At 71.4% G+C, this 22,778-nt stretch carries 19 protein-coding genes, 2 tRNA genes, 1 other RNA gene and 2 pseudogenes; 13 read left to right on the top strand and 11 right to left on the bottom strand.

The annotated features are described in order from the left end of the window. Positions 1-33 precede the first annotated feature (33 nt). The 4 genes from G3I60_RS36460 to G3I60_RS36475 form a co-directional block, all read right to left on the bottom strand. Positions 34-120, bottom strand: a tRNA-Ser gene (locus G3I60_RS36460). A 10-nt stretch (positions 121-130) separates the two neighbouring features. Beyond that, positions 131-586, bottom strand: coding sequence for a tRNA adenosine(34) deaminase TadA (gene tadA, locus G3I60_RS36465; RefSeq protein ID WP_138356239.1), 456 nt, complete (start codon positions 584-586; stop codon positions 131-133). A 62-nt stretch (positions 587-648) separates the two neighbouring features. After that, positions 649-1,194 (bottom strand): hypothetical protein, encoded by a 546-nt coding sequence (locus tag G3I60_RS36470; RefSeq protein WP_138356238.1) that lies wholly within the window; start codon positions 1,192-1,194, stop codon positions 649-651. Positions 1,195-1,401: 207 nt separating this feature from the next. Then, on the bottom strand, positions 1,402-1,638 hold the full coding sequence (locus G3I60_RS36475) for a hypothetical protein (RefSeq protein WP_138356237.1): 237 nt from the start codon (positions 1,636-1,638) through the stop codon (positions 1,402-1,404). A 167-nt stretch (positions 1,639-1,805) separates the two neighbouring features. Here G3I60_RS36475 and upp point away from each other — a divergent pair, with 167 nt between their 5' ends. Next, entirely contained in the window at positions 1,806-2,441 is a 636-nt protein-coding gene (upp, locus tag G3I60_RS36480; RefSeq protein ID WP_138356236.1) for a uracil phosphoribosyltransferase, read from the top strand. Positions 2,442-2,585: 144 nt separating this feature from the next. Here the strand turns inward: upp and G3I60_RS36485 are convergent, their stop codons facing one another. After that, complete coding sequence (locus G3I60_RS36485; protein ID WP_164608292.1) at positions 2,586-3,230, bottom strand: LytR C-terminal domain-containing protein; 645 nt, start codon at positions 3,228-3,230, stop codon at positions 2,586-2,588. A 144-nt stretch (positions 3,231-3,374) separates the two neighbouring features. Then, positions 3,375-3,671, bottom strand: a complete 297-nt coding sequence (locus G3I60_RS36490; protein WP_138356234.1) for a type II toxin-antitoxin system VapB family antitoxin — start codon at positions 3,669-3,671, stop codon at positions 3,375-3,377. Positions 3,672-3,769: 98 nt separating this feature from the next. On the opposite strand from G3I60_RS36490, the gene G3I60_RS36495 reads away from it, so the two are divergent. From G3I60_RS36495 to G3I60_RS36530, 9 genes and pseudogenes are all read left to right on the top strand, one after another. Then, positions 3,770-5,509 (top strand): helicase HerA-like domain-containing protein, encoded by a 1,740-nt coding sequence (locus G3I60_RS36495; RefSeq protein ID WP_239070703.1) that lies wholly within the window; start codon positions 3,770-3,772, stop codon positions 5,507-5,509. A 214-nt stretch (positions 5,510-5,723) separates the two neighbouring features. Continuing rightward, positions 5,724-6,329: a SigE family RNA polymerase sigma factor gene (locus tag G3I60_RS36500; RefSeq protein WP_164294803.1), complete on the top strand. Its 606-nt coding sequence runs from the start codon at positions 5,724-5,726 to the stop codon at positions 6,327-6,329. Then, positions 6,322-6,843 carry a hypothetical protein gene (locus G3I60_RS36505; protein ID WP_164294802.1) on the top strand — a complete coding sequence of 174 codons (522 nt, stop codon included), beginning with the start codon at positions 6,322-6,324 and terminating at the stop codon, positions 6,841-6,843. Before G3I60_RS36500 ends, G3I60_RS36505 begins: the two co-directional genes overlap by 8 nt. Positions 6,844-6,969: 126 nt before the next feature. Continuing rightward, positions 6,970-8,283, top strand: coding sequence for a mannosyltransferase family protein (locus G3I60_RS36510; RefSeq protein WP_164294801.1), 1,314 nt, complete (start codon positions 6,970-6,972; stop codon positions 8,281-8,283). A 329-nt stretch (positions 8,284-8,612) separates the two neighbouring features. Further along, positions 8,613-9,092 (top strand): annotated as a pseudogene (locus G3I60_RS45965) (ATP-binding cassette domain-containing protein); the annotation flags it as partial. A 228-nt stretch (positions 9,093-9,320) separates the two neighbouring features. Continuing rightward, positions 9,321-10,445: pseudogene (locus G3I60_RS45970) on the top strand (SpoIIE family protein phosphatase); the annotation flags it as partial. A gap of 382 nt (positions 10,446-10,827) precedes the next feature. Continuing rightward, positions 10,828-13,278 (top strand): SpoIIE family protein phosphatase, encoded by a 2,451-nt coding sequence (locus G3I60_RS36520; protein WP_343241232.1) that lies wholly within the window; start codon positions 10,828-10,830, stop codon positions 13,276-13,278. A gap of 187 nt (positions 13,279-13,465) precedes the next feature. Further along, positions 13,466-15,070 (top strand): D-alanyl-D-alanine carboxypeptidase/D-alanyl-D-alanine-endopeptidase, encoded by a 1,605-nt coding sequence (dacB, locus tag G3I60_RS36525; RefSeq protein WP_164294798.1) that lies wholly within the window; start codon positions 13,466-13,468, stop codon positions 15,068-15,070. A 140-nt stretch (positions 15,071-15,210) separates the two neighbouring features. Beyond that, positions 15,211-16,050: a serine hydrolase domain-containing protein gene (locus tag G3I60_RS36530; RefSeq protein ID WP_164294797.1), complete on the top strand. Its 840-nt coding sequence runs from the start codon at positions 15,211-15,213 to the stop codon at positions 16,048-16,050. A gap of 47 nt (positions 16,051-16,097) precedes the next feature. Here the strand turns inward: G3I60_RS36530 and G3I60_RS36535 are convergent, their stop codons facing one another. Continuing rightward, the gene (locus tag G3I60_RS36535) at positions 16,098-16,376 is read right to left on the bottom strand and encodes a hypothetical protein (RefSeq protein ID WP_164294796.1); all 279 of its coding nucleotides are present in this window, start codon (positions 16,374-16,376) and stop codon (positions 16,098-16,100) included. 251 nt (positions 16,377-16,627) lie between these two features. Here G3I60_RS36535 and G3I60_RS36540 point away from each other — a divergent pair, with 251 nt between their 5' ends. After that, positions 16,628-17,134, top strand: a complete 507-nt coding sequence (locus G3I60_RS36540; protein ID WP_164294795.1) for a hypothetical protein — start codon at positions 16,628-16,630, stop codon at positions 17,132-17,134. Between the two features lie 69 nt (positions 17,135-17,203). Here G3I60_RS36540 and G3I60_RS36545 read toward each other — a convergent pair whose 3' ends face one another. The 4 genes from G3I60_RS36545 to G3I60_RS36560 form a co-directional block, all read right to left on the bottom strand. Further along, positions 17,204-17,566, bottom strand: coding sequence for a hypothetical protein (locus G3I60_RS36545; protein ID WP_164294794.1), 363 nt, complete (start codon positions 17,564-17,566; stop codon positions 17,204-17,206). After that, positions 17,521-18,474: an RHS repeat protein gene (locus G3I60_RS36550; RefSeq protein WP_164294793.1), complete on the bottom strand. Its 954-nt coding sequence runs from the start codon at positions 18,472-18,474 to the stop codon at positions 17,521-17,523. Before G3I60_RS36550 ends, G3I60_RS36545 begins: the two co-directional genes overlap by 46 nt. Beyond that, positions 18,408-20,837 carry a helicase-associated domain-containing protein gene (locus G3I60_RS36555; RefSeq protein WP_164294792.1) on the bottom strand — a complete coding sequence of 810 codons (2,430 nt, stop codon included), beginning with the start codon at positions 20,835-20,837 and terminating at the stop codon, positions 18,408-18,410. Before G3I60_RS36555 ends, G3I60_RS36550 begins: the two co-directional genes overlap by 67 nt. A gap of 292 nt (positions 20,838-21,129) precedes the next feature. Then, a tRNA-Ser gene (locus G3I60_RS36560) sits at positions 21,130-21,214 on the bottom strand. Positions 21,215-21,289: 75 nt separating this feature from the next. On the opposite strand from G3I60_RS36560, the gene ffs reads away from it, so the two are divergent. Both ffs and G3I60_RS36570 read left to right on the top strand, forming a co-directional pair. Further along, an RNA gene (gene ffs, locus G3I60_RS36565) (signal recognition particle sRNA small type) lies at positions 21,290-21,380 on the top strand. A gap of 71 nt (positions 21,381-21,451) precedes the next feature. After that, positions 21,452-22,778: DNA polymerase III subunit gamma and tau (locus G3I60_RS36570; RefSeq protein WP_343241996.1), on the top strand; the 1,327-nt coding region annotated here is incomplete at its 3' end.

Raw genomic sequence — 22,778 nt, forward strand, 5'->3', positions numbered from 1 at the left:
CGAGGCGGGGCTTTCGTGTGTACTGCTCACGAGCGGTAGCGGTGGGATTTGAACCCACGGTGAAGTTGCCCCCACACACGCTTTCGAGGCGTGCTCCTTAGGCCGCTCGGACACGCTACCGAGAGAGAGCTTAGCCCACGTGGGGCCGTGCTCCGAAATCGCCCGAGCGGAAGAACCGGGTGAGGAGGGCGGAGCACTCTTCGGCGAGCACTCCCTGGATGACTTCGGGGCGGTGATTGAGCCGGCGGTCGCGGACGACGTCCCACAGGGAGCCCACGGCGCCGCCCTTCTCGTCCAGTGCCCCGTACACGACCCGGTCGAGCCGGGAGAGGACGATCGCGCCCGCGCACATGGTGCAGGGCTCCAGTGTGACGACGAGGGTGCAGCCGGTCAGCCGCCACTCTCCGACCGCCTGAGCGGCGTCGCGGATCGCGAGCACCTCGGCGTGGGCGGTCGGGTCACCGGTCGCCTCGCGTTCGTTGCGGCCCCTGCCGATGACCACGCCGTCCGGGCCGAGTACGACCGCGCCCACCGGCACATCGCCGGTGCGCGGGGCGAGCCCGGCCTCTTCCAGGGCATGGCGCATCGGCCCGGTCCACGGGTCGCGCAGCGGATCGCGGGGAGGACCGGGCGGGGGTGGTGCGGTGCTCAGCGGACCGCCTCCAGAACGTCGGCACAGCCGATCGCCTCGGCGATCTCACCGAGCGCCTCTCCGGTGAGCGCGCCGTCACCGCTGAGGTCCAGCAGCTCCTTGTCGCTCATACCGAGATCGGACAGCAGGCCGGCCTCGCCGAGCGGGCCGGCCGGCACATGGTCCTCGGTGGGGCCGGGGACCACGTCCTCGTCGGCATCGTCGTCGTCGCCGTCCTCGGTACCGTCGAGGTCGACCAGGACGTCGAGGGGGTCCTCGGGGTCCCGGCCGAGCAGTTCGTCGGTGAGCAGGATCTCTCCGTACGAACTACGGGCTGCCGCGGCGGCATCGGACACATAGATCCTGGGGTCCTCTTCACCATCGACGCGGATGACACCGAACCAGGCGTCCTCCTGCTCGATGAAGACCAGAACCGTTTCCTCCTCGGCGATGGCCGCACGGGCCAGGTCGCTCAGATCGCCGAGGGTTTCCACATCGTCGAGATCAGGTTCGCTCGCTTGCCAACCGTTCTCGTTGCGCGCGAGCAGTGCGGCGAAGTACACCGTGACTCTCCCACAGGTCTCAGGCCGTCCGGACCGGGCGGGGAGCACCCCACCCACTCGGCATCGTGGCAGAAAGCTGGGCTTTGCGAAGGGTCTTCCGCACTCCGACGTGCCAGGTCTTCATCACGTCGGGCTGCGGAACACCCTCAGGAGGCGGCTTCCGGCCCGCCCCCGCACCGTTTCCGGACGTTCCGGAGGTCCGGCAGGTCACCAGCGGAACGTCCGCATTCGCATGGCCTGCCGCATGCGTGCCGCGCGCGCCCTGCGCGGTTGTACGCGCTCGCGCAGCTCCTTGGCCTCGTTCAGCTCGCGCAGGAACATCACCCGGCGTCTGCGGCGCTCCGCGTCGCGTTCTTCCTGGGTCTTGCGTTTGGTCTGCTTGTTCCGCGCTTTCGGCTGACCGGGCTCTTCCGGCTTGTCACCGTTCTCGCTCCGCTCCGGCATGTGGCACCACCCGTGGGGGGTCGGGGCACCCGGGGGCGCTCCGGGCGTATGTGCACAGTTTCCCTCTACCGTGCGGTTTGATGCGTGTTCGGCGGAGAGTCGGCAGAGCATCGGTGGAGAGAGCGAGCGGCGGCGGGGACCCCTGGGACTCGGTTAATGTCGGGTGCATGCGGATCCACGTAGTCGACCACCCGTTGGTCGCGCACAAGCTCACCACCCTGCGCGACGAGCGCACCGACTCGCCGACCTTCCGTCGGCTGGCCGATGAACTCGTCACCCTGCTCGCCTACGAGGCGACCCGCGACGTGCGTACCGAGCAGGTCGACATCCGGACCCCGGTCGCCCCGACCACCGGCGTACGGCTCTCCTACCCGCGTCCGCTCGTCGTCCCGATCCTGCGGGCCGGCCTGGGCATGCTGGACGGTATGGTCCGGCTGCTGCCGACCGCCGAGGTCGGTTTCCTCGGCATGATCCGTGACGAGGAGACCCTGGAGGCGAAGACCTACGCCACCCGGATGCCGCAGGACCTCTCCGGCCGCCAGGTGTACGTCCTCGACCCGATGCTGGCCACCGGTGGCACGCTGGTCGCCGCCATCAACCTGCTCATCGAGCGCGGCGCGGACGACGTCACCGCGATCGTGCTGCTCGCGGCGCCCGAGGGCATCGAGGTCATGGAGCGGGAGCTGGCGGGCAAGCCGGTCACCGTCGTCACCGCCTCGGTCGACGAGGGGCTCAACGAGAACAGCTACATCGTCCCCGGCCTGGGCGACGCGGGGGACCGGCTCTACGGCACCGCCGGATAGCCGATCGGCTCTACGGCACCGCCGGATAGCCGCCGCAGGGCCGCGACACGAACTGGACGTCGGATGCGAGAAGCCCCGGACCTGGTGGTCCGGGGCTTCTCAGCGTTCTCGGTCTTCCGGGCGGCTGTCGTGCCCTTGCGGCCTTTAGCAGCTGGGCGAGGGCGCCGGGGTCGGGTTGGCCGCGACGGCCAGGGCCTTCGCGGCGTCCTTCGGGTCGGCCAGCTTCGTGTAGGGCGTCCCGATCAGCAGGTCCACGCCCGGGCCCGCCCGCTTCGGGTCGATCTTCACCGTGGAGCCCGCGACCTGCGTGCCGACGACCTTCGCCGCCTGCGCACCGGCGGGGCCGGCCACGATCAGCGCCGGCACCGTGACCTTCTTGTCGTACTCGATCGGCGCGTTGCTGAACTTGATGACGCGGAAGCCGCGCTTGGCCAGCTCATCGGCCGTGGTCTTGGCCAGCCCGCCCTTCGCCGTCGCGTTGAAGACCGTGACCCCGATCGAGGCCGGCGGGGGCAGCGGGGCGGGCTTGCCGGTCGCCGTGGGCGCGGCGGCGGCCGTCGGCTTGCAGCTCGCCGGGGCCGCGTGGGCCTGGGCGGGGCCCTTGTCCTTGCCGCCGGTGAAGACGTCGATGAGTTGTAGCGTGCCCCAGCCGATCAGGCCGAGTACCACCACCGAGGCGACGATGGCCAGGGCGGTACGGCCGCGCCTTCGCGGCCGGCCCATTCTCGGGTACTGGTTTCCGGTGATCCGGTACTTCCCGCCCATGCCGGAAGGGGTGAGCATGCTCATGGGCGCAGCGTAGTGCGCTCATCGCCGGAGCGTACTAAATGATCAATGAATGGCGGACAGCCGAACCCGAAAGGGCGAACAGCCGCCTCCGAACAGCCGCCCCCACAGGGCGGGTCCGCAGGCGGGTCCGTACGGCCGCCTCGGTCAGTCCATCTCCAGGACGCGGGCATGCAGAACCTGGCGCTGCTGGAGCGCCGCCCGGACCGCCCGGTGCAGACCGTCCTCGAGATACAGGTCACCGTGCCACTTCACGACATGCGCGAAGAGGTCGCCGTAGAACGTCGAGTCCTCGGCGAGCAGGGTTTCCAGGTCGAGCTGGCCCTTGGTGGTGACCAGCTGGTCGAGGCGTACCGGACGTGGAGCGACATCCGCCCACTCTCGCGTGCTGACCCGGCCGTGGTCGGGGTACGGCCGCCCGTTTCCGATGCGCTTGAAGATCACACGGAAAGCCTACCGGGCGAGCCCGTGCGGGCGCAGCAGTGGCGGAGGAGTGCAAAGGTGGTATTTACGTCGATAGCCGGACCTAGCGGGAGCCTGTCATGACCGATCCGCAAGCCCAGGCGGCACTTCCGGCCGATCCGCCCGCGGATTCGCCTGTCGGCGCGTCCCCCGCGCAGTCCGCCGATGCGCCGTCCGGTACGTCTCCCGATGCGCCATCCGTCCCGTCCGCCGGGGCGTCCGCCGTCCCGTCCACCGACCGGCCCGGCCCCGCGGCGGATCTGCCGGGCCCCGCCGCGACGATCCTGGCCGGCTACACCTTCACCGGGCCGGCGCTCGACCTGGGCGCGCTGCTGTGGGACGGCACCTGCCACGCCGACGCCCAGATCCGCATCCCGCTCGGCATGCTCAACCGGCACGGCCTCGTCGCGGGCGCCACCGGCACCGGCAAGACCAAGACGCTGCAGCTGATCGCCGAACAGCTGTCGGCCAACGGGGTGCCGGTGTTCCTCGCCGACGTCAAGGGCGATGTCTCCGGGATCTCCGCCCCCGGTCAGCCGAACGACAAGGTCGCGCAGCGCACCGCCGAGGTCGGCCAGAGCTGGGCGGCATCCTGCTTCCCCGCCGAGTTCTACGCGCTCGGCGGCATCGGCGCCGGTATCCCGCTGCGGGCGACGGTCACCGGCTTCGGCCCGATCCTGATGTCGAAGGTGCTCGGGCTGAACCAGACGCAGGAGCAGTCGCTCGGCCTGATCTTCCACTACGCCGACACCAAGGGCCTGGAGCTGATCGACCTCAAGGACCTGCGGGCCGTCATCGCCTTCCTCACCTCCGACGTCGGCAAGGGCGAGCTCAAGAACATCGGCGGCATCTCGTCCGCCACCGCCGGTGTCCTCATGCGGACCCTGACGGCGTTCGAGGCGCAGGGCGCCGAGCCGTTCTTCGGCGAGCCCGAGTTCGACACCAGCGAACTGCTGCGGACCGCGCCGGACGGGCGCGGGATGGTGTCGGTGCTGGAACTGCCCGCCGTCCAGGACCAGCCGCAGCTCTTCTCCACCTTCCTGATGTGGCTGCTCGCGGACCTCTTCCAGGACCTCCCGGAGGTCGGCGACACCGACCGGCCCAAGCTGGTCTTCTTCTTCGACGAGGCCCATCTGCTCTTCAACGGCGCGTCGAAGGCGTTCCTCGACGCCATCACCCGGACGGTGCGGCTGATCCGCTCCAAGGGCGTCGGCATCTTCTTCGTCACCCAGACCCCGAAGGACGTGCCCTCCGACGTCCTCGCCCAGCTCGGCAACCGCGTCCAGCACGCCCTGCGCGCCTTCACCCCCGAGGACGCCAAGGCCCTGAAGGCGACCGTCTCGACGTTCCCCAACTCCGCCTACGACCTGGGCGAGCTGCTGACCGCGCTGGGCACCGGCGAGGCCGTCGTCACCGTCCTCAGCGAGAAGGGCGCGCCGACCCCGGTCGCCGCCACCCGGCTGCGGGCTCCGCAGTCCCTGATGGGACCCATCGACGCGGCCACGATGGACACGGCCGTCAAGTCGTCGCCGCTCCACGCCCGCTACGCGCAGGCCGTCGACCGCGAATCGGCCTACGAGAAGCTGAACGCGGCCGCCGACGCCGCGATGGCCCCGGCGGCCGGCCGGCAAGCCGCCGAGGCGCCCGCGAAGTCCGCTGGAAAGGCGGGCGGGAAAGCCGCGGGGAAAGCGGCCGAGGGGGAGAAGAGCGTCGTGGAGCAGGTCGTCGGCAGCGGTGTCTTCACATCACTGACGCGCTCGCTGGGCACCCAGATCGGCCGCGAGATCAGCCGCTCGCTCTTCGGCACGCGCAAGCGCTGACATCATCGGGGCTCCGGTCGGACGGGTGCCGGCGCCCCAGCCGGCGCCCCAGCCGGAGCCCCAGTCGGGGCCCCAGGAGTCCGCTGCATCCCGCCCTTCCTGGCTCCCCGGAAGAACTTTGGCTCCCCGGAAAAACTTTTCGGCGTTCACTGTCAACCGGACGCGGGGGCCCAGGCGTATGCCTGGTGAGTCCGCGGAGAATCTGGAGTGAGTGTTGACCGTCGAGGAGTTCGAGGAGTTCTACGCGCATGCGGTGGGACGCCTCACGGGTCAGCTCTATGTGATGCTCGGTGACCTGCACGAGGCGCAGGACGTCGTACAGGAGGCCTTCGTCCGCGGCTGGAGCCGGCGGCGGCAGCTGGACCGCAACGGGGCTCCGGAGGCCTGGATCCGTACGGTCGCCTGGCGGCTCGCGGTGAGCCGGTGGCGCGGCCGCCGGCGCTCCGACGACGCCTGGCAGCGGCACGGCGGCACGCCGTCCGTCGAGGGACCAGGTCCCGAGCCGGTGGCCCTGGTGTCGGCGCTGCGCGAACTGTCGCCGCGGCAGCGGCGCACGGTGGTCCTGCACTACGTCTGCGATCTGTCCGTGGACCAGATCGCGGCCGAGACCGGAGTCTCCAGCGGCACCGTCAAGACGCATCTGCACCGGGGCCGGGCGGCGCTCGCCGACCGCCTGACGGATCCGGCCGATCCGGGCGGCCGGGGCGGTTCCGGTGATTCCGGCGGTTCCGGTGATCCGGGCGGTCCGGGCGGTCCTGGCGATCCGAACGCTTCGCATCGTTCGCACGATTCGCACGCCGAGGAGGCTCCCGGTGCCTGAGCTCCACGACCCCCACGACCCCCGTGACCGGCACGACCCGCACGGTCCGAATGCGCCGGAGGACGCGGTGACGAGCGCGCTCAAGAACGCCGCCGCTGCCGGGCAGACCGCGGCGGCCCCCGTCCCCGTGGCCGTGATCATGGCGCGCGGCGACCGGGTCCGGCGCCGCCGGACGGCCGCGTACGCGCTCGCCGCCTGCCTGATGGTCGGCGGTACGGGCATCGCGGCGGCAGCCGTCCTGCCGTTCGGCGGCGGAACGGTCGCTCCCGCGACATCGCCCTCCGTTTCGTACCCGGACGGTGCATCACCGACCCCGCCACAACCGCTGCCGACGCAGTCGAGGTCCGGGCAGCCCAGCGACTCGCCGACCGCGACCGGGACGACACACGGCACGGACTCCCACGGCATGGCGACCTACGGGCCGGGCGGGCCGCCCGCCGGTACGGCCACCTCGGTCCCGCCGCCGGGCAGCACGACGCAGTCGACGCTGCGGACCACCTCGCCGCCCGGCTGATCTCCGCCCGGCTGATCTCCGCCACCTCCCGCACCACCTCCTGAACGAACCGGTCGCGCCGCCGGGCGATCCCGCATGCCCAAAACGCCCGCCCCCGCCCTCCCACCTCACCGTCCGGAGCCGAACATGTCCGTCGTACCAGCCCCGCGGACGCGGGAGGCCGAGGCCGAGGCCGAAGCGGGGCCGCACCAGCTGCTGCCCTCCCCCAGGCGGGGCCAGAGCGGCCGCCCACGTGAGCACCGTCCACCGGCACCGGCACCGGCGCGTTCGGCCGTACACCGGCTGCTCGCCTCGGTCAGCGCCAACGACCGGAAGGTGCTCGCGCTCTATCTGCTCACCCGGGCCGGGATCTGGATCACCGCCTACTGCACCGGCTGGCTGTTCACCGGGGACGGCCGGGCAAAGGATGCACCGCCGCTGCTCTCGCGGTGGGAGCAGTGGGACTGGTCGTACTTCGTCCGCATCGCCCAGTACGGCTACTTCGGCAGCCCCGACGGGTCCGCCTCCGCCCCTCCCGACAACCGCGAGGCGTTCTTCCCCGGCCTTCCCCTGCTGCTCCGCGCCGTGCACACCGTCGTGCCCAGCTGGACGGTGGCGGGCCTGCTGATCTCGCTCGTCGCCGGGGCTGTCGCGGTCCTGGCCCTCGCCCGAATAGCCCGCCTCCACCTCGCCGCGAAGAACACGGAAACCGGCGAAGGCGACCCGGGGGAGCACGCGGTGTTCTTCCTCCTGCTGTCGCCCTGCGCGGTGTTCCTGGCCGTCGGCTACACCGAAGCCCTCTTCCTGGCCCTCGCGCTGCCCGCCTGGCTGGCCGCGAAGAAGGGCCGCTGGCCGCTGGCGGCGGTCCTGGCCTGCTGCGCCACCACCGTCCGTATCAGCGGACTGTTCCTCGCGGCCGCCCTGGCCGTAGAATTCCTGACCGCCACCGGCCTCCGCGACCGCCTGCGCGCCCTCCCCTGGCTGGCCCTTCCCGCGTTGCCCGCCTTCGCCTACACCTGGTACCTGCACACCAGGACCGGCGACTGGATGGCCTGGAAGCACGCCCAGGAACGCGGCTGGTTCCGGCAGTTCCACACCCCGTGGGAGGCCTGGCAGAACACCTGGGACTCGGCCTTCTCCCACGCCCAGACCACCGGCTACGCCTTCATGTTCCGGGCCGAACTCGTCGCCATGGTGGTCGGCCTGCTCCTCCTCGCCCGCCTCCTGCAACGCCGCCGGTGGCCGGAGGCCGCCTACATCGCCCTCACCCTCTGGGCACTCGGCACCTCGTACTGGTACATGTCCATCCCCCGCGCCACCCTCCTGTGGTGGCCCCTGTGGACCGGTCTCGCCCGCTGGGCCCTCCACCGCCCCTGGATCCGTACCGCCTACGTCTGCCTGTCCGCCCCCCTGATGACCGTCCTCGTGGTGGCCTTCACCTCCGGCCGCTGGGCCGGCTGACGAACACCTGCCGACTCGCCGGAACCCCTTCGTCGGTGCCGACCACCAAGAGGTGAGCCATCGTCAACTTCACTGAGCCGTACCTGTAGCAACGGCCGCGGCCGTTGCTCATAGAGGGCCCCGACCGGATTCCCGGTCGGGGCTTTTATCTGTTCGGCCTCAGGATCATCCAGATGGGGACGATCCGTGCCGATGTCCTCTACGATCGCGAATCCGAACGCCCGAGGGCGTCGCGGTGCACTGACGGAGTCCGCCGGGCATATTTGTCCCCGAGTCCGGCCGGCCCGGGGTAGGAGGCAGTTTTGGTGCGAGACACCCCCCTGCTGGCCGTGCGCGGAATCTCCAAACGGTTCGGCGCCGTACAAGCTCTGAGCGGGGTCGACCTCGAGATCGGCGAGGGCGAGGCGATCGGTCTGGTCGGCGCCAACGGGGCGGGTAAGTCCACCCTGGTCAAGGTCATCGCAGGGGTGTCCCCGCCGGACAGCGGGGTGATCGAGTGGAAGGGCCGGCCGGTCGACCTCCGGACGCCGCTCGACGCGCAGAAGCTGGGCATCGTCGCCGTCCACCAGGACCTGTCGCTCTGCGACAACCTCGACACCGTCGCCAATCTCTTCCTCGGCCGCGAGGTCCGCCGGTTCGGCAGGCTCGACGAGGTCGAGATGGAGAAGCGCTCCCGTGCGCTGCTCAACGTGCTGTCCGTCCGGATCCCGAGCCTGCGCGTCCCGGTCGCCTCGCTCTCCGCCGCGCAGCGGCAGGGCGTCGCCATCGCGCGGGCGCTGCTCGGGGAGCCGGAACTCGTCATCCTGGACGAGCCCACCGCCGCGCTGGGCCCCCAACAGGCCGCCGTGGTCCTCGCACTGGTCCAGCGGCTGCGGGACCAGCGGCTCGGGGTGCTCCTGGTCAGCCATGAGATGGAGGAGGTCCGTGCGGTCACGGACCGGGTGGCGGTGCTGCGCGTCGGCCGGAACACCGGGTTCTTCGACACGAAGTACACGACCCAGGAGCAGATCGACTCGGCCGTCACCGGCAACCAGGCGATGGCCGTCACCCTCCAGCAGAGCCTGCTGCCGCACGGACTGCCCGAGCAGGACGCTCTCGACGTCGCCACCCGCTATCTGCCCGCGCGGGCGGGAGTCGGCGGCGACTGGTTCGACGTCATCCCGCTGCCGGGCGCCCGCGTCGCGCTGGTCGTCGGGGACATCGTCGGGCACGGCATGCACGCCGCCGCCACCATGGGCCGGCTGCGGACGGCGGTGCACAACTTCTCGATGCTGGACCTGCCGCCCGACGATCTGCTGGCGCACCTCGACGACCTCGTGAGCCGGATGGACAAGGACGACGTTGCCCCGGGCACCGGCACCCCCGCCGCCGGCGCGACCTGCCTGTACGCGATCTACGACCCGGTCTCGCGGCGCTGCGAGCTGGCCCGCGCCGGCCATCTCCCGCCCGCGCTCGTCCATCCCGACGGATCGGTGGAGTACCTCGACGTGCCGGCCGGTCCGCCGCTGGGCCTGGGCGGCCTGCCCTTCGAAGCGGTGGAACACGAACTGCCCGAGGGCAGCAAGCTGGTCCTCTACACGGACGGCCTGGTCGAGGACCGCAGCCGGGACATCGACGTCGGGCTCGACCTCCTCCGCACCGCCCTTGCTGGCGCCGACCGCGACCCGGAGCAGACCTGCGACGCGGTGCTCGACGCCCTGCTCCCCGCGGAACCGAAGGACGACGTCGCCCTCCTCGTCGCCCGGGCCCGCGCGCTGCCGGAGGACCGGATCGCCCGCTGGTCCGTACCGTCGGAACCCTCCGCCGTCTCCGCCGTACGGGCCGCCGCCGAGCGGCAGTTGGAGCAGTGGGGACTGGACGAACTGGCCTTCACCACGGAGCTGATCCTCAGTGAGCTGATCACCAACGCCATCCGCCACGCCGCAGGCCCGATCACCGTCCGCCTGCTGCTGGACCGCAGCCTGATCTGCGAGGTCACCGACACCAGCAGCACCTCCCCCCACCTCCGCTACGCGGCCACCACGGACGAAGGCGGCCGCGGCTTGTTCCTCGTCGCCCAACTGGCCGAACACTGGGGCACCCGCTACACCAGCGCCGGAAAGATCATCTGGTCCGAACAGCGCATCCCCACGAAGCACGTGGCACCGAACCCTGACGCATGAGGAGCGCGTCGCCGGCGTCGGCGGTACACGGCCGACTGCCCGCCTCAGGGCCCTGTGACGGGCGATGTCTTCCGCCCCGACCGCTCATCGGTCGGGGCCAGGATCCGGTAACGCTCGGTGACGGAAGATGGCCCCGCCACTCCTGGTTCGCCTTGACACCCCTGGAGGGCGGGCGTACAGAGAAGAGATGCGCCAGGGTGTGCCGGCGGACCCGCGAGGGACGCAAGTGACCGGCAGTACCGAGGCGACGCGCACCGGGATCGGTCCCGATGGTGTCCGCCGTTTTCGGCGCGGGCCCGACCCACCACAGGCCCCGCAGACCGCACCGACCGCACCGACATCACAGGCCACTGTGGGCGGCGCTGCCCCTGCCCTCCCGCCCGTGGAGACCGAGGAGCGGGACGAGCTGCTCGCCGCTGCCGTGCGCAAGGTGCTCAGGGACACCGACGCCTACTGCGGCATGGTGTACCTGCGCTCCCGTGACCGGCGCTCGCTCGTGCTGAGCACCGTCGCCGGCGTCCCCGTGTCGGCGCTGGGGTCGTTCCGCCGGATCTCCGTGCGCAGCCCGCTGCCCGCCCCGATGGCCTATCGCACCGGCCGCAGTGTGTGCCTGTCGGGGACGGAGGAGACGCTGCGGCGCTTCCCGCAGCTGCTGGTGGGCCTGCCGTACTCGTTCGCCTCCGTCTGCGCGCCGATCGTCGCAGGTCAGGAGAGCTTCGGGGTGCTGTGCGGGCTGTGGACGCCCTCGTCCGTCGGGTTGCCGCCTGGCGCCCGCCGCCACCTGCGGTCCGCGGCCAACCGGCTGGGGGCCCTGCTGGCGGAGCTGACCGCCCGGGGGGACCGGGTGGAGGGCGGGGGCGACACGGCGGTGATCGAGCTGCCCACCGCGTCGGGTACGGCGATCCGGCTGGGGTTGTTCGACTGGGACCTCACCACCGGCACCGTCGCCGCCGACGACGAGCTGTGCGCGATCTTCGACTGGGCCTCCGACCAGTTCGACGGCCGGGCCGAGACTCTGGCCGCCCGGATCCACCCGGAGGACCTGCCGGGATTCTGTTCCGCCGCCCGCAGCGCGCTGCTGGACGGCCGGGTGCTCGCCACGCGACTGCGGGTGACGGCCGGGCCGAACCGGTCGCGGACCATCGAGGTACGGGGCAGGACCTCCGGGACCGCTGCTGGTCAGGACGCTGATCATCTGTTCGGCACCGTCCTCGACACCGGGACCGGCGTCGCCGCCGCCGAGGCCGTGGAGCGGTTGCGGCAGGGCATTCTCTCGCTCGACCCGGACGGCCGGATCACCTACGCCAACCTCGGCGCCGAGCTGCTGCTGGGCGCCCACCGCGAGGAAATGCTCGGGCGGCAGCTGTGGGACTGCCTCAGCTGGCTCTCCGACCCCGCGTACGAGGACAGCCACCGAGCCGCGATGATCTCCCGCCAGTCCACCGCGTATCTCGCCTGCCGCCCGCCCGACCGGTGGCTGGCCTTCGCCTTCTACCCCGACGCGCACGGGGTCACCGGCACCGTCGTCCCGGCGAGCGGGCCCCCCGAGCACGACGGTCCGGCGCCGCAGCCGACCGAGGACGCGAAGACCCCGGCCTCGGCGTTCGGGCCGTCGACCCCCGCACGGCGCGCCGGCGTCGGGGCCATCTACCGCCTGCTGGAACTGGCCAGCACGCTGACCCAGGCCGTCACGGTCCGTGAGGTGTGCACGGCCGTCGCGGAGCAGATACTGCCGGCCTTCGGCGGCCAGGAACTGGCGATCTACGTCGTCGCGGGGAACCGGCTGAACCTCGCCCACCAGGAGGGTTACCCCGAGGCGTTCCTGGACCGTTTCGAGGGCACGCCGATGGGGGCCCGGCTGCCCGGGGTGGAGACGCTGAGCACCGGTGCGCCGATCTTCTTCGCGTCCGTCGACGAGCTGTCCGGCGCCTACCCCGGGATACCGCTGGACGAGATGTGCGCCTGGGCCTTCCTCCCGCTGATCGCCTCCGGGCACCCCGTCGGCAGCTGCATCCTGGGTTTCGACGAGCCCCACCCGTTCACGTCCGAGGAACGCGGCGTGCTGACCGCGCTCGGCGGTCTGATCGCCCAGGCGCTGGAGCGCGCCCGGCTGTACGACACCGAGTTCGCCCTCGCCCGCGGCCTCCAGAACGCGTTGCTGCCGCACCGGCTGCCCGAGGTGCCCGGTGTCGCCATCGCCGCCCGCTATCTGCCGGGGACACAGAGCATGGAGATCGGCGGGGACTGGTACGACGCGATCGTCACCGCGCAGGGACTCTGCCTGGTCATCGGCGACGTCGAGGGTCACAGCGTGGCCGCCGCCGCCACCATGGGCCAACTCCGCAGCGCGGTGCGGGCCTTCGCCACCAGTGGCTGCGAGCCGAACGAAGTGCTGGTCCGCACCAACCGGCTGCTGTCCGAGCTCGACCCAGGCCTGCTCGCCAGCTGCTGTCTGATCCAGCTGGACAGGACCGCGAGCCGGGCCCGTATCGCGCGCGCCGGCCACCTCCCCCCGCTGCTGCGGCACGCCGACGGCCACACCGACGTGCTGGAGTTCGCGGGCGGCGCCCTGCTCGGCGTCGATCCGCTGGCGGAGTACCCGATCAGTGAACTGGTGCCGCCGCCGGGCTCGGTGCTCGCCCTGTACACCGACGGGCTGGTCGAGGAGCCGGGGATCCCGATCGACGAGGGTATCGACCGGCTGCGGGTCTCGCTCGCGCACGCCGACGAGAGCTCGCTGGAGGACCTCGCCGACCGGCTGCTGGCCGACGCCCGCCTGTCGACGCACCGCGCGGACGACGTGGCGCTGCTGCTCACCGCGTTCGACGCCTAGGGGTTGTCCGACCGACCACGAACAGCCGTACCAGTAAGAACGCCGCGCTGGTAATAACACCGCGCAAGCGGGTGAACAGCTCGCTGGAACGTTCGACGACCGATCTCCGCACGGTATGCCTCCCGGTGCTGCTCAACTGATCAACCGTCAGAATTGGCTGGTGCGCCGGCCCTGCACTGGAGGGTTCATGAGATCGATTCCGCGAGGCCGGCGTACCTGGGCCGGCATCGTCACCACGGTGCTGGCCACGGTCGCGACGCTCGGTGCGGCGGGTCCGGTACCCGGGCACCACGACGACCTCGGCCCGGAGATCAGGGCGATCATGGAGAAGCCCGCCTATGAGCACGCCCAGTGGGGCCTGCTCGAGGTCGAGGGCTCGACCGGACGCGTCGTCCACTCGCAGTACCCGGACCAGTTCTTCATCCCCGGTTCGACGGGCAAGCTGGTCAGCGTGTCGAGTGCCTGGCACGCGCTGGGCGGCGAGCACCGGTTCACCACTCCCGTGCAGGCCCTCGGCCGCCGGGCCGGCAGCGTCCTGAACGGGTCGCTGGCGCTGGTCGCGCAGGGCGACCTCACCATGGGCGGCCGGACGAAGCCGGACGGCTCCGTCGCCTACACCCCGATCGACCACACGTACGCGAACGATGTTCCGGGCGCCACGCTCACGCCCGAGAACCCTCTCGCGGGGCTGGACATGATCGCCCATCAGGTCCGCCGGTCGGGCCTCACCAAGATCCAGGGCGACGTCGCCATCGACTCCCGGATCTTCAGCACCGCCTCCGCCCCGCAGCTGGACCCGCTCCCGACCCCGCTCATCATCAACGACAACGTCATCGACCTGCTGACCACCGCGACGACCCCCGGCCGCCCCGCGCAGCTCAGCTGGCGGCCCCAGGTCGCGCCCTACCAGGTGACGTCGACCGTGAAGACGGTCGCGGCGGGCGGCACGACGAACATCGTGGTCAACGCCTCGCCGGACGGCACCCGCATCAGCCTGTCGGGAACGATCGCGGCCGGCGCGAAGCCGGAGCTGCGGATCTCCCCCGTCCAGGACCCGGCGGCGTTCGGGCGCACGGCACTGATCGAGGCGCTCGCCCGGGCCGGCGTCACGGTCACCGCCCGGCCGACCGGACCGAACCCGTCCGGCCTGCTGCCGCGTTCCTACGACGGTACGCAGCGCGTCGCCGCGTACGTCTCGCCGATCTTCGCCGAGTACACGAAGCTGATCTTCAAGGTCAGCCACAACCTCGGGGCGAACCTCACGATCTGCCTGATGGCCGTCTCGACGGGCAGCCACGCGTGCGCGGACGGCTTCCCCGTGATCAACAGCTTCCTGCGCCAGGCCGGCATCGACCCGACCCAGGTACAGATGCTCGACGGCCGCGGCGGCAACCCCAATGACCGGGTCACCCCGCGCGTGGAGGACGAGATCCTGCACTACTGGCAGGGGACCGAGGAGGCGAAGCGCTTCCGTGAGGCGCTGCCGATCCTCGGGGTGGACGGCTCACTGACCTCCGTCTGCGAGGGCTCTCCCACCTGCCCGGGCAAGGGCAAGGTATGGGGCAAGCCCGGCACCTTCGCCGGCTACGACGCCGTCAACCAGCGGGCCACCGTCGGCGCATGGACCCTCGGCGGCTACCTCTCCGCGGGCCACGGACAGCTGAACACCTTCTACATCGCCATGACCGGCGGCTCCGCCCCGGACATCAACGGAGTCCTCGACATCGGCAACGACGTGGCCCGGATCGCGGGCCTCCTGCAGCAGCAGGCGGAGGCCAGGAGCCGCTCCTGACGGATTCGCCGGTTGACGGATCGACGGATCGACGAGGGCCCGGACCGCGTTGTGCGGTGCGGGCCTTCGTCGATGAAGGTACGAGATCCTGGAGCTTCGTGCCGGCTCCCACCACCCTCAGGAAAGGGATCTCAACGATCGTGCGCCCCATACCCACCTGCGTGTTGAGCAGCAGCGCTCCGCCCTTCGCCGACGGCGGACACGACACGGACCGGTTCGTGGAGATCGGTTCGTTCACCAAGGTCCTGACCGGAACCGTGCTCGCGCGCATGACCGCCGCGGGACTGCTCGACCTGGACGATCCCGTGGAGCGCCGGCTCGACCGGGTGCCGGCGGGCACCGGAATCACCCTGCGGCACCTGGCCGAGCACACCTCGGGTCTGCCCCGGCTGCCGCCCGGCCTGTCGCGCAGAGACCCTTACGCGCCCTTCGACGAGGATGCGCTGTCGGCGCTCCTGAGCCGTCTCGACTCGCTCACCGTCAGGCCCGCCGGGCAGACGGAGGAGTACTCCAACTTCGGCTACGCCGTCCTCGGTGCGGCGCTGGTCGCCGCCGCCGGCCGGCCCTACGAAGAGCTCGTGGGGGAGCACGTGCTCGACCCGCTCGGCGTGGACGAGGTGACGGCCCGGCCGCCCGCCGACCGGCGGCTGTGCGCCACCGGGTGGTTCGGGAGGGAACGCGCGCCGTGGACGATGACCGGAGCGATCCTGCCCGCGGGAGGACTGTGGGCCACCCCCCGCGCCACGGCCGACCTGCTCACCGGCCTGCTCCTGGACCGGACGTTGGGCCCGCCCGCACTGTCCTGGCAGTCGGCCGGCCCGCTGAAGTGGCACAACGGCGCCACCCGCGACGCCTCCGTCTTCGCTGGAGCGTTCCCTGAGACGGGCCGCTGGGTGGTGGTCCACCGACTCGGCGGAAGTTCCGAGGGCACCGATGAAGCCGCGGTGGAGCACCTCAGGAGGGCCGAAGCCGCCACCTGAGGTTTGCTCGTTCACCCCGGTCCGGCCGGTCCGGCCGCTCCGGCCGGTCAGGACAGGAAGCGCTCGATGGCCTCGCGGGCGCGGGCGTTCGAGGCCGCGGCGTCGGCCAGCGCCTGGGCCAGGGCGTCGATCCACTCGTCCAGGCCCACCTGGCGCCGCGAAAGCACGATGCCGCGCACCTCCGTGCAGACCTCCCCGACCACGACGCCCTTGATCGCCGCGAACTCCTCGGCCGGCAACGCCGAGTCCCAGGCCTCGCCGACCCGGCTCCGCACCATCCGCGCGCGAGCGCCCCCGGCCGGGCCGACGTCTTCTCGGTCTCTCATCGGCTCCTGTGCCATCGACCTCTCGGCGCACCGCGCGCATCGCGTCGCGTCGTCGTTCCGGCGGCAGGGCATGACATCGGCGGAATCAGCGAAACGGTCTTCAAGAGATCTTGACCGACCGATGGCTACGCGAGTCTCCGTACCGGTCCTCCGGCCCCCGACGTCACCCGGGTGCCGCGCGTGCCCTGCTCGTACGGAGGGCCGGGCTGGCCGACGCTGGACGGGAGAATGCCGTCGAGCCGGGAGAAGCCATGAAACGTCAGATCAACCGATGCGCCGCTGCCGCGCTGGCCGTCATGCTCGGTTGGGCCGGACTGACCGGCTGCTCGTCGGACAGCCCTGCCAGCGCCCCGGCGTCCTCGGCAGCCTCCGCGGTCAGGTCGGGGGCGTCGTCCGCCGCCTCCGCCGCCAGCAGCGCGGCGGCATCCGCGGCCGCCTCCGCCCAAGCGGCCGCGTCGTCCGCGCTGGAGAACGTCAAGGGCGGCCTGGACGCGAAGGCAGACGTCACTCTCGGCCCCCTGACGACCGGATCCGACGGCCGGACGGACGTCCCGGTGAAGGTCACCAACCACGACGCAAAGTCCAGGCGCTACACCGGCCTGGTCAATTTCAAGAACCAGTCAGGCACCGTGGTCGACGTGAGTGCCCTCAACGTTCCCGAGGTCGCCGCGGGCGCCACCGCCGACGCCACCGCCCGGAGCAACCGGACCCTGACCGGTACGGTCACCGCCGAAGTCCTCAGCGCCTTGCGGTACTGACGCCACACACAACAGCCGACGCCGAAGCCGGCGAGTCCGATTGCGCCGAAGCCACGGCCCGTCAGCTCGTCAGCTCGTCATCTCGTCCTCGTCAAAGCCGAGGTCGTCCTCGATGCCCAACTCGACGGCCGCCTCCCACTTCAGCACCTTGGGGTGGTCGCCGATGGCGACGGCACGCAGGATCTCCTCGGCGCGCCGGCCACCGATCGCACCGAGTGCCTGGAGGGTCTTGAGAGAGAGGGCGTACGGAGGAGTCTCGGTCGGCAGGCGAGCCGTCAGCAGGGCATGCAGGGCGGGTACGGCATTCGGGTCCGCGTCGTCGGTGGCGACCTCGCCGAGGATCTCGACGAGGTCCTCGTAGTTGGCCGGCGCCGTGCCGTCGGCGATCACGGGGATGATGACGGCGGCGAGTCCCTCGGGGTGGGTGTCCACCGCCAGGTTGCTGAATTTCTCGAACAACCGCCAGTCCCCAGTGCGGCCGGTGTGCTCCGCCTGGTGCGACGGCCCAACCGGTCGTAAGTGTTGCTGATCGCGCTGCCGTTCAGGGTCTCGGTGAGGATCCGGCCCGCGGCGTCTCGGAGGTATGTCAGTTCCGCGTCCGGGTTGCTCGCGCGCAGCAGGCGGTTCGCGGCATCGCAGGCGAAGGACGCGGTCGCCGCGTCGGTACGGCTCTCGACCACCCGGCCCAGGGCGTCCCTGGTGTAACGCACGCTCTGGCCAGCGCCGTTGACCCGTTCGACCAACTGCCCCGCCGCGTCGTAGCGGTACTCGACCGCCCGTCCGTTGAAGTCGACCTCACGGATCAGTCGGCCGGCCGCGTCGTACGTGTACGACCACGTCGCTCCCGCCGGATTCGAGACGGCGACGAGCCGCGTCGCCCGGTCGTACGTGTAGTGAACCGTGCCGTCGGGATCGGTGCGCGAAGCCGGCAGGCCGAAGCCTGCGGTGACGGTGCTCGCGACCGTACCCGCCGGATCGCGGTACTCCGCGGGATCGCCGTCCGCGTCGTAGGTCCAGGTCTCCCGGGCACCGTCGGACGCCACCGACCACGCCGGCAGGCCCTCCACTGTCCAGCCCAGGCGGGTGAGGCCGCCCATCGGGTCGCGCGTTCCGACGACCCGGCCGAAGGTGTCCCGGTCGTAGCGCTCGGTGCTCCCGGTCGGATCGGTGAGCGCGACGGCCAGACCGGCTTCGTTCGGCTCGATGCGCGTAACGCCGCCTATGGGGTATCTCGCCCATGGCGAGATGTGCTGTACGCGGACGTATGCGCGGTCTACGCGGGCATGACGCCGTGGATCCGGGAGAGGGTGAAGACTCGCTCGTCGTCCCTCAGGTGGCACCAGGCGTCGAGATAGGGCGGGTCGAGAGCGAGGCGGCTGAGGGTGCGTACGGTGCGGCTTCCTGAGGCGGCGACGTATTCGACCGTGATGGCCGTACCGGCGTCGAGGGCATGGGCGAGCTGGCGGACATCGCTGTACGACAGCTGCTTCGCATACCCGGAGACGAGTTCTTCGGTGTCCGTGCCGTAGGGCACTCCGCTGCCGAATGGGTCGGGGGCCGGGGCGGTCGGTGGGGCGGTGAGCAGCTGGGCGGCCAGGGCGTTCAGGTCGACAGGTGCCGGGGCCTTCGCCGCGCGACTGGCCGCGCTCCGGAGGGCCGCCCTACCACCTGTTCTGCGGGGGGCCGGGATGGGAGTGGCGGCCCGCTGAGGCCGGGCTTTCTCGATGCGTACGGTTCCCTCGGCCGTCTCGGCGACGGGGGCGTAGCCCTCGGCACGGAGGGCGGTGAGGGTCGCTTCGACCGGGCTGCGGCTGAGCAGCACCGTCGGGGCGAGCTGCCGCAGGCCGAGCCTGGAGAGCTTGCGGTGGGCGGCGAGTTCGGCCAGGAGCGCGGGCTCCTCGCCGTGGATGACGCAGACGGCGGGGGCGATGCGCACGCGGCCGTGGCTGCGTGCGGTGTCGGCGATGAGGTAGGACAAGGGCTGTGGCAGGGGCCCGGCGGCGATGGCGGCCAGGTCGGCCGCGATGTCGTCGGGGATACGGCCGGCGTCCAGGGCTCGGCGGACGCTGCCGGCGCTGAACCGCCACACTGATGCCGTGCCGCTGGCCTCCCGCTCGGCGACGGAGTCCAGGAGCGAGGCAAGCCGCGCGGACGGTGTGCCGGTGACGACGGCGGTGAGGTCGGCGCCGATCCGGGCCACTGCGGTGGCCGCGGGCAGCAAACGCCGGCACTCGGCGCTCAGCCCCTCCGTATCGTCCGTCCGCAGGTGGATGCCGAGGACGGACACGACGCCGCGAGCGAGTACGCCGAGGAGCTCGGCCTCACGGATCACGGCGGCGAACGGCGTTCCGTCCTGGGGCGACGAGTCGGCGAGCGGGCGTTGCCAGGCGATCAGGGGTCCCAAATCCGCCGTGACCCTCGCGCCCTGCCCTGCCGGGAGCTGTGCGGCTGCGGCCAACAGCCCGTGGCGGGCCTGCACGCAGCCGTTGCAGGGCGGTGCTCCGGCGAGAGCGGGAAGCGCCTTGTTGTCCTCGTCGCGCGCCTGGGTGGGGGTGAGCGGCAGGTTCCGCCACGCCTGAAGCAGTACGGCGAACTGCTCCGGGGGTTCCTGTTCCGCCCAGGCGTCGTACGCCTCGGCGGGAGCCACGCGATCGCCGTTCCGGTCCAGGAGCCCGGCAGCGTACGCAGTTTCGAGAGTAAGGCGCACGACGGCGTCGTCGGCCTGGGCGGCCTTGCCGATCCGGGCCAGTTCACGCGCACCGATCCCGCCGGACTTCAGCCGGGCCGGCGCAGTCGCCGAGCAGACCGACAGGACCGAGACGGCACGGGAAGTGAACGCCGCAGCCGCGGCCGACGCCTCGCGGTCCACCTCCTGCGGGGTGACAGGCGTCAGCGGCGCGTAGGGCGGAACGGGTTCGAACGGGGCGTGCCGGCCGGGCCCCCTCAGCGCGAGCGCCACCTCGGCGGGCATACGGGCCGGACCGTAGCGGTGACGGTCCTGGATCAGGAGCCCCCGGTCCGATGCCCATCGCTCGCCCGGTTCAAGCCCTGGATCGGGAGCGCCGAACACGATGAATTGCGAGGGCTGCCCCGGCCCGGCCACCGCCTGGCGTTCGAGCAGCTTCCGCGCCGCCGCGGAGGCCTTCGCGACCACCGAGACAATCCGTTCCGGGTCGCTGTGGTGCTCCACCAGCGCGGCCAGTCGCTGCGGCCTGGTGCCCGGTGGCTTGACGCCCAGTGCCGCCAGCATGCCGCGCAGCTCCTGGGAGGTCGTGCCCGCCAGCAGTTCCTTCAGCGGAGCATCAAGCCCCAGGGGTGCGTCCCATGCCTGCCGCAGCGGTCCGGCCATGCAGAGCTGCCCCGCGCCGTCCGGCCAGACCAGAGCATGATCGGCCAACACCTCCAGCACGTCGTCCAGCTGGCGAGCGGCTTCGTCGTCCACCGCTCCCAGCAGCTCCGCCAGAGCATCGCGCGATGCGGGCACCCCCAGCGCTGCCAGCGCCTCGGCCACCTGGAAGTGCGGCAGCGCGAGTCGCGGCAGAGCCAGTGCCACCGATCCCGGGCGCTGCAGCCGGTCCGCCAACTCCCCCACCGAGCGCGGCTCCGGAGGGGAAACGGCGTCCTGCCGTGTCCCGAGCACGCGAACCAGATGAGAGCCGTCGAGGCTGCCCAGCCATGTCGCCAGCGTTGATCGGGACTTCATGCGGGGACACCTCGCCAGACCAGGGAACTTCGTGACGGGGCCGAAGCCCCCGGGGACCGGTTCAAGGATGGCGTATCACCGGGATCCTCGGTGCCGCATGAGGGCAGGTTCACCGCTGACAGGCGTTGGCGGCTTGTCGGCCACCTCCAAATTGCGCCGCGAGAGGGCCGACCGTTCACCGAAATGTCCCCATTGAGAGCTGGTAAGAGCAACCAGAAGTGCAACCAGTGCACGCCAAGAAGCCGAGCCGCGATCGCGGCTCGGCTTCTCGTTTTGCCTGTTCAGGCAAGTGCGGAGGATACGAGATTCGAACTCGTGAGGGGTTGCCCCCAACACGCTTTCCAAGCGTGCGCCCTAGGCCACTAGGCGAATCCTCCGCGACGAACACTACAAGACGCGGAGGGGTGCTCGCGAACTCGTAAGTGGGTGATCCGATCGGGTACGCTGTGCGCAGCCCCTCACGTGGCGCTATCTCGCTGAACTCCCCCAGGGCCGGAAGGCAGCAAGGGTAGGTGGGCTCTGGCGGGTGCGTGGGGGGTCTTTGCGTTCCCGGGGGCGGTCGGGGGAGGTCCGGGGGACGTCGGATGTCGGTGGGCCCCGATATCGTCGTAGGCGTGTCCCTCGCTCTGTACCGCCGCTATCGTCCCGAGTCCTTCGCCGAGGTCATCGGGCAGGAGCACGTAACCGACCCGTTGCAGCAGGCGCTGCGCAACAACCGGGTCAATCACGCGTACCTGTTCAGTGGGCCCCGAGGCTGCGGGAAGACGACGAGCGCGCGCATCCTGGCGCGGTGTCTGAACTGTGTTCAGGGGCCGACGCCGACGCCGTGCGGGGAGTGCCAGTCGTGCCAGGACCTGGCGCGGAACGGGCCGGGGTCCATCGATGTGATCGAGATCGACGCGGCGTCGCACGGTGGTGTGGACGATGCGCGTGATCTTCGGGAGAAGGCGTTCTTCGGGCCGGCGGGCAGCCGGTACAAGATCTACATCATCGACGAGGCGCACATGGTCACCCCGCAGGGCTTCAACGCCCTGCTGAAGGTGGTCGAGGAGCCCCCGGAGCATCTCAAGTTCATCTTCGCGACCACCGAGCCCGAGAAGGTCATCGGCACGATCCGGTCGCGTACCCACCACTACCCCTTCCGCCTGGTGCCACCGGGCACGCTGCGCGACTACCTCGCGGAGGTCTGCGCCCGGGAGGACATCCCGGTCGAGGACGGCGTGTATCCGCTGGTGGTGCGGTCCGGCGCGGGTTCGGTGCGGGACTCGATGTCGGTGATGGACCAACTGCTGGCGGGTGCCGGTGCCGACGGTGTGACGTACGCCATGGCGACGGCGCTGCTCGGTTATACGGACGCGGCGCTGCTCGACGAGGTGGTGGACGCGTTCGCCTCGGGTGACGGGGCGGCGGTCTTCGAGATGGTCGACCGCGTCATCGAGGGCGGGCACGATCCGCGGCGCTTCGTGGCGGACCTGCTGGAGCGGCTGCGCGACCTCGTGATCATCGCGGCGGTTCCTGACGCGGTGGACAAGGGGCTGATCGACGCCCCGAGCGATGTCATCGAGCGGATGCGGGCCCAGACGTCGGTCTTCGGCGCCGCCGAGCTGAGCCGTGCGGCGGATCTGGTCAACACCGGTCTGACCGAGATGCGCGGCGCCACGTCGCCGCGGCTCCAGCTGGAGCTGATCTGCGCCCGGGTGCTGCTGCCCGCGGCGTACGACGACGAGCGCTCCGTACAGGCCCGGCTGGACAAGCTGGAGCGGCGGGGCTTCGCCCCTGGTGCCCCGCAGGTGCCGGACTTCGCCTATCAGCCCGCGCACGCCGACCACAGCCCCGGCGGCCCAGGAGGTCCTGGCGGCCCCGGCGGCGCGGCCTCGGTCCGTGCGGCCGTGGGCGGCGGACGCCCGGCTCCGGCCGCGCAGCAGGCCCCCGCCCCGACCC

Origin of the sequence: Streptomyces sp. SID13666, from assembly GCF_010548325.1 — a bacterium.
GTDB classification, from domain to species: domain Bacteria; phylum Actinomycetota; class Actinomycetes; order Streptomycetales; family Streptomycetaceae; genus Actinacidiphila; species Actinacidiphila fildesensis.